1 protein-coding gene is annotated in these 1,665 nt (G+C 28.8%); it reads right to left on the bottom strand.

Annotation, left to right across the window (positions count from 1 at the left end):
* Positions 1-94 precede the first annotated feature (94 nt).
* Positions 95-1,384 carry an IS110 family RNA-guided transposase gene (locus ACQ3F0_RS26670; protein WP_428868856.1) on the bottom strand — a complete coding sequence of 430 codons (1,290 nt, stop codon included), beginning with the start codon at positions 1,382-1,384 and terminating at the stop codon, positions 95-97.
* Positions 1,385-1,665 lie beyond the last annotated feature (281 nt).

The raw sequence follows: 1,665 nt of genomic DNA, 5'->3' as shown, positions 1-1,665 counted from the left end.
ATTTTTTTCGAAAAATTTATTTTAAAAAATGGTACACTTAATAAACCATCATTTTTAAACAAACAATGGACAAAGATTAGTTTGGTAATGTACGTTAAACTACAACTTTTAATTGAGTGTTTATATATAGTTTCTTATGAGTCTCAGGTAGTCTAATTTCAAAAGGACTTTGATTCCTCAGAATAGCAAAAAAGTGATTTATAAGTTTGTGCATAACAGCACATAAGGCGACTTTTTTAGGTTTTCCTTGGATTAAGCGTTTATAATAAGCCAGTAAAACAGGATTTGCAGCAACACCATTCTTTCTAGTTTTTATTGAATTAACTGCTAGGTTAAATAGAATTTTACGACCTAGGCGACAGCCGCGTTTAGTTAACCTGTTTTTTGTGCTAACATAATCGCCAGATTGTGATACAGAAGTGTCTACCCCTAAAAAAGCAACTACTTTTTTTGCATTTTTAAAGTTGCGTATATCACCAATTTCAGATAAAAAACTAACTGCACTCATAAAACCTACTTCAGGATGAGAACATAATAATTCTACATTATGTTTTAATCCTGGAATTTCTTCGTGTAAAATAGATAATTGTTCTTTCAACTTATTACATGCTTTGTCAAAATGATTGATAATATCAATAAAACACTTTACCTCTGAACCTAAATAGGAGACTTCAATTTTTAATTCTTTTGCTTCTAAAGCTTCATGAAGGATTAATTTATATTTCTTTTCTGCCCATTCTAAAGAATGATTAACGGTTGAAATTATTAATTCTAAAACAGAGTTTTTATCGGCATTAAGAAAATCTATATAAGTAGGATAGTGACTTAAAATAGTTAGAGGAATAGCACTGAATGTATCACCAAATATTTTGTTAAACTTAGGGAATACTAAATTTAAGGATGAAAGTAATTTCTTTTTATAGAGAGCTCTATGACTGACTAACGAATCATATTCTCTACAAAGTTTTTTGAGTACAAAATATCTTTCATCGAAATTTGAATCTATTGAGAATGTTGGGGATTGTGCCAATTGAGCAATCCTCAACGAATCAATCTTATCATTCTTAACCTTCCTAATGCTTTGTTTAGCAAAATTCTTAGTGTGTATTGGATTTAAAATATAACATTTGAAATCACTTCTACTAAAGTAGTTATAAAGTAGGAAATGATATAAACCTGTAGATTCCATAAATATTTTAGGTTTAATGGAAAATTTAGAACAGATTTCATCGAGAATCAGTAATAGCTTATTAAAACCAGTTAAATCATTGGTGATTTTTAGCGTTTTACCATATGGTTTTCCACCAGGTTGTAATATTGTAACTACAGAAGATTTTGATGATACATCAATTCCTATAACAAAGTCATTAATAAAATTATTCATAAACATTCTCCTTTGTTTGAATAGATTCCTCATAGTAAATCAATGAACTATATCCTCGTTTGTTATTCGGGTAATTCTACAATATATAGAAACCCAACCAGTTACTCATAGAATTCATTGAATGAGGTAACAGTCTATACAACGGGTATTGCATAAGCTCCCAGGAATTTAACGTCAATAACTCTATTCAAAATAATTTAGTTTCACTAGTTAGGGTTTACACTAAAAATATGAATATTCGTACTTGTTTCTATACTTTTATTATACGAGGAATTTATAAA

The organism is Clostridium sediminicola, from assembly GCF_050402865.1.
Taxonomy (GTDB): domain Bacteria; phylum Bacillota; class Clostridia; order Clostridiales; family Clostridiaceae; genus Clostridium_AF; species Clostridium_AF sediminicola.
Note: the sequence above shows the minus strand (reverse complement) of the source record. Positions and strands in the feature narration are given on the sequence as shown.